Raw genomic sequence first — 8200 nt, 5'->3', positions numbered from 1 at the left:
GATTTCATACTTAGCAAAGTGAACAATGTCTTTGCCAGGGATTTTGGCAAGGGCAGCAGCAAGCTTGTCAGTCTGATCAGTCACTGCACCATAAGCTAACTACTTATCTAGAAGATATACCATACGAGCTTTATCTTCCTCACTTTCATTATCTTCCCCTAATATAACCTTGATTTAGAAGTACTCGTAACCAATCTCGTTCCGAGCTACAAATAAGCTATAAGCATGATGTCATTGAACTCCATCTGAACAAATCATTTAATTTTTACCCAGTCTGGAAATTCCCAACCTTTTTTCCGCATTAAGATATTTTGGTATATATATCTACAATGCATGTTTCCAGCCAAACGTTACATATATTCTACGTAGAGGCTTAGAAAACATGATAATCGAGATGGCTCTGCCCGTGATCTTAGTTTTGCATACCAGGCAGAGCCTTGAACCATAAAAGAACACCCGATATCACCATAACCCAAGCAAAAGAGAATGGCAAAAACACTTTCCATCCCAAACGCATGAGCTGATCATATCTATACCGAGGAACAGTAGATCTCACCCAAATAAAGCAGAATAGCAAAAGAAATACTTTGAAACAGAACCAAACAAATCCAGGAATGAAATACAAAACACGAATATCTAGAGGAGGATACCAACCACCTAAAAATAGCACAACCATCATTGCACTAACTAATATCATGTTGGCATATTCTCCCAAAAAGAACATCGCAAACGACATCGAGGAATACTCAACGTTATATCCGGATACCAATTCAGATTCAGCTTCAGGAAGGTCAAAAGGGTGGCGGTTCGTCTCCGCTAACATAGAAACAAAAAATACACCCGCCATAGGCAAGAGAAGTAAATCCATCCAATAAGGCATTGCATGTCTTGCCACAACAATATCAGTCAACCTCAAAGAACCAGCACATAATGAGACCGACAACATAACCAGACCCATAGACATCTCATACGAAATCATCTGGGACACTGATCTTATAGCACCTAAAAATGCATAATTTGAGCCACTAGCCCATCCTGCCATAATAATGCCATACACCTCTAGAGATGATATAGCCAAAACATAGAGCACCCCCAAATTAAGGTCAGCTACCACATAGGGCTTTACCACAACAACCCCATCTTTCACCAACTCAGTAGCACCTAAAGGAATTACTGCCCACCCCGCAAGCGCAAGCGCAAAGGTAATAACCGGAGCCGTAAAAAATGCCCACCCCCTGGATTTAAACGGAATAATACACTCTTTAGCAAGCAACTTCAGCGCATCAGAAAATGGCTGCAATAAACCCCAAGGCCCCACAACACTAGGACCATGCCTCAATTGCATGAAGGCCATCACCTTCCGTTCCATATAAACTAGATAGGCAACGCTCACAAGCACACCCACCATTAAGGCGACCATACCTACTAGCTGCATTCCTGAATCAACTAACCACCCATACAAAGTATCCATATCAGCAGACTTGCCTCATAAAAAACTTAGTACACTTAGCCATAGTAGGTGAAGCCCTACTTATAGGGTCAGTCATATAAAAATTCTTCTCAACAACAGCAAATTTACCTTCAAGCAAAGAATCGACACCTTCAAAAGCAAAAGACTTTAAAAAATCCCCCTCAGAAGCCACAAGCTTGCCTATATTACTATCCTCAAATTGTACACCAAGGACAGCCAACCCCCTCCATACATCAAAGACCGATTCATAGCCAAAAGGACATCCTAACCGCGCAGCAAGATCACTAATTATACTCCAATCCTCCCTTGATTCCCCTGGAGAACGCACTGCAAACTCTGTACGCTGCACTCTACCTTCAGTATTAACATAAGTGGCCCTCTTTTCCGTAAATGCAGCACCCGGCAATATTAGATCAGCAACTTGCGCTCCTTGATCAGCATGATGCCCCTGATATATAACAAAGAGATCAGGATTCTTAGCTCTTACAGAAAAAACATCTATCTCATCTGCACCAAGCAAATACAACACCTGTATATCATTATTTGCAGCAGCAGAAAGTATATCCGAAACACCGAAATTCACAGGATCCTCCGGTAAAAACCCAATATCCAAACCACCTACCCTTGCCGCAGCTTTATGCAAGACGTTAAACCCATTCCAACCATCTCGCACAACATTAAATTTCTGAGCAATACGCAGCACATTCATTAGCACAGCATGCCCTTTATCACCAACAACAGCATCCTGTCCCAAAATTATCATGGGATTCTCCGCAGCCATCAAAGCCTCGCATATCTCATGATTGCTATTGCATATCTCTCCTAGTAACGCCATACCATCACCGAGATGATCCACTTGATAGTTATAGCTAAAATTACATCCTATAGATGCTATGCGCATATCCCCTTCAAGATACCGCTTACGCACTCTAGCATTTATAATTGGAGCATCTACTCTCAGATCTGCATTAATCAACAAACAAAAATCTGCTGCCTCCATCCCCGCAATTGATGTATTAAAGAGATACATACCTCTAGCAAGAGCACTCAGTTTAGCACCATCTTGCCTACAATCCATGATACTGCTTCCAAGATGCAACATAAGTCTTCGAAGCAGAAACATAGACTCGCAATCTACTAGATCCCCCGCAATTGCCGCAATTTTACCACGCTGAACCCCAGATAATTTATCTTTAGCTAGCTCAATAGCATCATCCCAGCTTACCTCTACAAGCCTACCACCCTTCCAGACACATGGCTTATCCAAGCGCTGCAAAGCCAAACCATCATATGCAAACCGCGTCTTATCAGAAATCCACTCTTCGTTTACGTCTTCATTCAGCCTGGGTAGAACCCTTAGTATATCGAGACCTCTACAATCTACCCGTATACTACAACCTACAGCATCCATCACATCTATCGTATCACAGTGATACAACTCCCAAGGCCTAGCTTTAAATGCATATGGCTTCGACGTCAACGCCCCTACTGGACATAAATCGATTATATTTCCCGATAACTCAGAAGTGACCCCCTGTTCAACGCAAGTATCTATCTCTATCCTCTCCCCCCTACCGAAAGTACCAAATTCATAGGTTCCAGCAACATCCGAGAGAAATCGCACACACCTAGTACAGTGAATGCATCTATTCATAGAATTTTCTATAAGAGGACCAAAAGCCTTCTTTGATACAGCTCTTTTTTCCTCGTGATACCTACCTATCCCGCATCCATAGGCGACTACCTGGTCTTGAAGATCACACTCTCCACCTTGATCACATATAGGACAATCCAGAGGATGATTAACCAATAAAAGCTCTAAGACTCCCTTTCTAGCCTTTTTTACCTTCTCAGTATCTGTATTGATTACCATACCATTTGCTATGGGCATGGCACACGATGCCGCCAGTTTTGGCTGCCCCACTATTTCCACAAGACACATCCTGCAATTTCCAGCTATTGCCAGACGCTCATGGTAGCAAAATCTAGGTATCTCCACCCCTGCTATCTCACATGCCTGAAGAACCGTCATTCCATCTTCTACGTCTATGCTTACAGAATTGACAGTAACTTCAACCATAACAGACCTCTATATACTAGACCATTCGAGAGGAAGACCATTAGCTCCCTTCACCAGGCTCTCATCATCAAACTGAGCAGCCATAAAGACTTGTCCCTTATCACGATTAACATATTTTACAGGCTTCACCTGCTTACCATTGTATAATTTTGCAGTAATTCCCTTTTTCCGTTGCAGAGGATTGTTTTTACTCGCTGTCTTTGCAACCTTTCCACCCTTAGCCATACTAATTACCCACAAAGAAACAGGGACAATTCTATCAAATAGCCCCACTCCGTCAATACATAAACCAAACCCAACGGGTAAGCGGCAACACTACTAAAACAAAACTAATAGCAAAACAAAAACTATTTAAAAGAACATGCAGACTTTTACAGAGCATATACTGCTCATAAGCCAAGCGATCTCAGAATTAACACGTCTCAGAGGCTAACTTACACCACATTCCAAGATAACCAAAGTATACACGCATCTAGGAATACCTAACGTACCACAATAAACTATAAAGAGGTAAAAACATATAGTATAAAAAATATATCACATTTAGATATGCATATATAAGAACCCCAAAACCCTTTATTATAGCAACATACTTCTTACTCAAGACAATCCACTGCGCTGTGCGCTTATGCATAAATTACTTTATCGCACTATACAAGCAATGCATAGAATAAAGACAATCCAACCAGCTTCACTACCTCAAAACCATACTCATGAAGCATGAATCACTTTCCGCTCAACTCCTACTTAAGAGTCTATGTTCTGAACCTTCAAAGCATTGTTGTTAATGAAATCACGTCTAGGCTCTACAAAATCCCCCATTAGCACAGAAAAAATGGCATCAGCAGCTTCTGCATCAGCAATCTTCACCTTCAATAAAGTCCTGGTCTGAGGGTTCAACGTAGTATCCCATAACTGATCCGCATTCATCTCCCCAAGACCTTTAAATCTCTGAAGAGCCATGTCTTTACGACCAAATTCCACAACACTACTAGCCAAAACACAAGGAGAATGCACCCTGATCGTGCAATCCTTAGCAGTCAATACCGTATCTTCTGTAAACACATTCTCTATACCATCAAGTACCGATAATATCGTCTGCACATCTCTTGTGTTCATAAAATCCGCATCCAGATAGTATCTATCAACCATGCCCTGTGATAATTTTAGAATCTGCAGCCTACCATCTTCCAGCACTTCAACATTCCACTCATATTCAGGAAAGATGCTGTTTATATAAGCCATAAGCTCAGACGAACTTCCCATTCCCTGCCTCTTATATCGAACGATTAGCGCCTCTAAAACCTCCTGCGGCACCATCCGAGAATAGGTCTTTGTTATATTAGCTATACGCACACACTTACGTAGAACAGCTTTAAGCTCATCACCTGAACATTCTCCTACTCCACTAAGAACTAGGTTTTTAGTGGCATTCCCCACTATATAATCGCTTAAAGCCTCATCATTCTTAATATACGTATCCTTCTTATGCTTAGTTAGCTTATATAAAGGTGGTTGAGCTATATACAAATACCCCGCATCAATAAGCTCCCTCATATACCTAAAGAAAAACGTTAAGAGCAGCGTCCTAATATGCGAACCATCAACATCCGCATCCGTCATAATAATTATTTTATGATACCGAACTTTCGATATATCAAAGCTCCCAATCCCAATATTACTGCCTATAGCCATGATGAGAGACATTATTTCACTAGATGACAACGTCCTATCTAAGCCCACTCTTTCAACATTTAAAATCTTACCCCTTAAGGATAATACAGCCTGGCAGCGCCTATCTCTACCTTGCTTAGCAGAACCACCCGCTGAATTACCCTCTACTATAAATAGCTCAGAAAGCTCCGGCGACTTCTCCTGACAATCGGCCAACTTCCCTGGTATTGAAGTAAAATCCAGAGTCCCCCTGCTCTTTATAACTTCCCTAGCCTTTCGCGCAGCTTCCCGTCCCTTTGCAGAGCGTATAACCCTCTCCACAACACTCATCGCAAGCTTAGGGTTAGTCTCAAAAATGGAAGAAAGCTTTTCAAACATTATACTTTCAACAACAAGCCTAGCTTCCGAACTCACTAACTTGTCTTTAGTCTGAGAAGAAAACCTAGGATCAGGCATTTTTATAGATAATACACAAGTTAATCCCTCGCGAACATCTTCCCCTATAATCGATACCTTTGCCTTCTTGAGATATCCCTCATTAGTAGCATAGTTGTTTACACACCGAGTAAGAGCAGAACGAAAACCAGCTAAATGTGTACCACCCTCTCTTTGACGGATATTATTCGTAAAACACAGCATGTTCTCATAGTAAGAGTCATTCCAGCACATTGAAACCTCTACAGAGATCTCATAGCCACTCATAATTCCACCAAGCGTTATAACGGGCGTCACAGGAGTTTTATTACGATCCAGATACTCCACAAACAAGGCAACACCCTTACCACCCGCATCAGAAACATTACCAAAACTTGATTCCAAAACAGGACTTTCACGCAAATCCTTAAGACTAATGCTTACGTTAGAATTTAAAAAAGAAAGCTCTCTGATACGGTTTTCAAGAGTAGAATAACTAAAATCAGTAAAAGAAAAAACATCGGAAGACGGCATAAAACGAACGCAGGTTCCTTTTTTGTTTCCACACTCTCTCACCATCTTCAGAGGAGCAATAGCCTTTCCCTCCTCAAACCTCATAAAATATTCTCTACCCTCTTTGTAGATCACCAACTCTAGCCAACTAGAAAGTGCATTAACAACCGATACCCCTACTCCATGGAGACCACCTGAAACCTTATAGCTGTTGTGATCGAACTTACCTCCAGCATGGAGCTGAGTCATAATAACTTCCGCTGCAGATATTCCTTCCTCTTCATGTATATCTATAGGAATACCTCTACCATTATCAGTGACAGAAATTGATCCATCTGCAGCTATCACAATGCTGATTTTGTTACAAAAACCCGCCAACGCCTCATCTATTGCATTATCTATTACCTCATATGCCATATGATGTAATCCCGAACCGTCATCGGTATCACCTATGTACATACCTGGACGCTTCTTAACCGCATCAAGACCTCTCAAAACAGTTATAGAGCTGGCGTTGTAACTACTCATGCTTAAATATCACCAAGAAAAACCCATGCACCATAATACAAAAAATCCGACAAATGTAAAACGTCAATCCACTTAAAATAAAGCACAGTACAAAAAATGAGCTCTACGCCTTAAAAGGCATATAACATTTCTTTATGTCATATAAAGCTTTGCCAGCCATGATATTTATGCGCTATATATCACAACCCATATCTGACTTCTTACACTGTAAAACTGTTGTACAGTCCCAATATAAAATCACTTCAGAATTTGCCACTCACCATATGCGAAACTTCAAGAGACATTATCTAAGCAACCATTCATTAAGCACGCTATTTTTAATGCGTACTCATTCTTAGTAAAAATATGTAACCCACAAGTTAAAAATGATGTGCAAAGTGCCATAGAACTATAAAACCCCATACTTTTAATACAAGTTCTACATAATACCTGTTGAAATTTCCATTATTGATAGAACACTTGTAACAGCATAAATCCATCACTTAAAGCCAGTATCGCAATATCTAGTAGAAAGAAACGTAAGCTTGTTTCTCCCTTTCTATCTATACGATAATAACTTCATCATTACTCCAATACCTACGACAAATATACTAGCATAGATATTACGCTGTTTATACTATGATATAGCAACTTCAGTACATCATTAAAATGTATCGCGTCTCTAGACTGTATTAACACGCGGTACGCTTATTCTTGAGGTACATATTTTGCAATGTGAGTGTGTCGTTACTTTATGACTAAAATATATGTCTGCATGGAGTGACTACGCAAGCAGAGAAAATACCTACCCGAGTAGACATCTTCAATACAACGCTTTCTATATTTCTCTAAGTAAAACATCAGTCTTTCCTACTACACAGTAGCACCTCTAAAAGACCTACTTTAGCTTAAAGCGTACCAGATATATTTCTCCGTAATGGCATTTTCTGGCATTGTTTCCAGTAGCAATTCTCCTGTCGCTCCACTACCAACCTCACTATGATCGTCTATACCTTCTGTAGCAGCATTTGCAGAAAGATCTATGCATCTACAACTTACACTACCTTGACCTGACTCAGGAGCATCTGAGAGATAAACCTTGCATAAATGATAGTCACAAACCCGCATATGAATTTCCGCTGTTTCAGCCATAAGCTCGGGATATACCACAGTACAAGAACCTTCCATACCCGTGAAAACAGATACCGATTCCACAAGGCACATATCTGCTTCCTCTGAAAGAATTTCTTGTTGCCTTTCGTATAAAACCTGCCCAGTTGTTTTGTTGATATTGCAAGCCACATTCATTCCAGTAGTGCTATAGAGCTCACGAATTGCTTGCACAATAGCATAAGGTACACATTCTTTAGCCCTCTTACAAGCCTCATTCATACTTTCTGCACTAGCCATTGTTGCACCAACATCAAATCTATAATCTAGACCCCCTATTAACCTACGCTTACGCATATGCTCTGAAAGATTATCTTGAAATTCTGGAAAATGTGCATACGCCCTTACCATAAAATCAGTACGTACACGCT

At 40.7% G+C, this 8200-nt stretch carries 5 protein-coding genes and 1 pseudogene; all 6 read right to left on the bottom strand.

From position 1 onward, the window contains the following. Window positions 1-153: pseudogene (locus KPX09_RS03400) on the bottom strand (P44/Msp2 family outer membrane protein); the annotation flags it as partial. A gap of 259 nt (window positions 154-412) precedes the next feature. Next, window positions 413-1471, bottom strand: coding sequence for an NADH-quinone oxidoreductase subunit NuoH (gene nuoH, locus KPX09_RS03395; RefSeq protein ID WP_249548997.1), 1059 nt, complete (start codon window positions 1469-1471; stop codon window positions 413-415). A 1-nt stretch (window position 1472) separates the two neighbouring features. After that, on the bottom strand, window positions 1473-3551 hold the full coding sequence (gene nuoG, locus KPX09_RS03390; protein ID WP_249548996.1) for an NADH-quinone oxidoreductase subunit NuoG: 2079 nt from the start codon (window positions 3549-3551) through the stop codon (window positions 1473-1475). A 9-nt stretch (window positions 3552-3560) separates the two neighbouring features. Continuing rightward, complete coding sequence (locus KPX09_RS03385; protein ID WP_249548998.1) at window positions 3561-3776, bottom strand: hypothetical protein; 216 nt, start codon at window positions 3774-3776, stop codon at window positions 3561-3563. A gap of 522 nt (window positions 3777-4298) precedes the next feature. After that, window positions 4299-6680 carry a DNA topoisomerase (ATP-hydrolyzing) subunit B gene (gene gyrB / locus KPX09_RS03380; protein ID WP_249548995.1) on the bottom strand — a complete coding sequence of 794 codons (2382 nt, stop codon included), beginning with the start codon at window positions 6678-6680 and terminating at the stop codon, window positions 4299-4301. A gap of 882 nt (window positions 6681-7562) precedes the next feature. After that, window positions 7563-8200 (bottom strand): hypothetical protein (locus tag KPX09_RS03375; protein WP_249548994.1); only part of this gene is annotated, 638 nt, incomplete at its 5' end.

The organism is Anaplasma phagocytophilum (assembly GCF_023476575.1).
GTDB classification, from domain to species: domain Bacteria; phylum Pseudomonadota; class Alphaproteobacteria; order Rickettsiales; family Anaplasmataceae; genus Anaplasma; species Anaplasma phagocytophilum_A.
The sequence above is the reverse complement of the archived record's forward strand: the minus strand, read 5'-3'. Positions and strand labels throughout refer to the sequence as shown.

Coding starts and splice junctions, on each gene's coding strand:
- gyrB (WP_249548995.1), bottom strand. CDS start 6,680: ATGAGTAGTTACAACGCCAGCTCTATAACTGTTTTGAGAGGTCTTGAT.
- KPX09_RS03385 (WP_249548998.1), bottom strand. CDS start 3,776: ATGGCTAAGGGTGGAAAGGTTGCAAAGACAGCGAGTAAAAACAATCCT.
- nuoH (WP_249548997.1), bottom strand. CDS start 1,471: ATGGATACTTTGTATGGGTGGTTAGTTGATTCAGGAATGCAGCTAGTA.
- nuoG (WP_249548996.1), bottom strand. CDS start 3,551: ATGGTTGAAGTTACTGTCAATTCTGTAAGCATAGACGTAGAAGATGGA.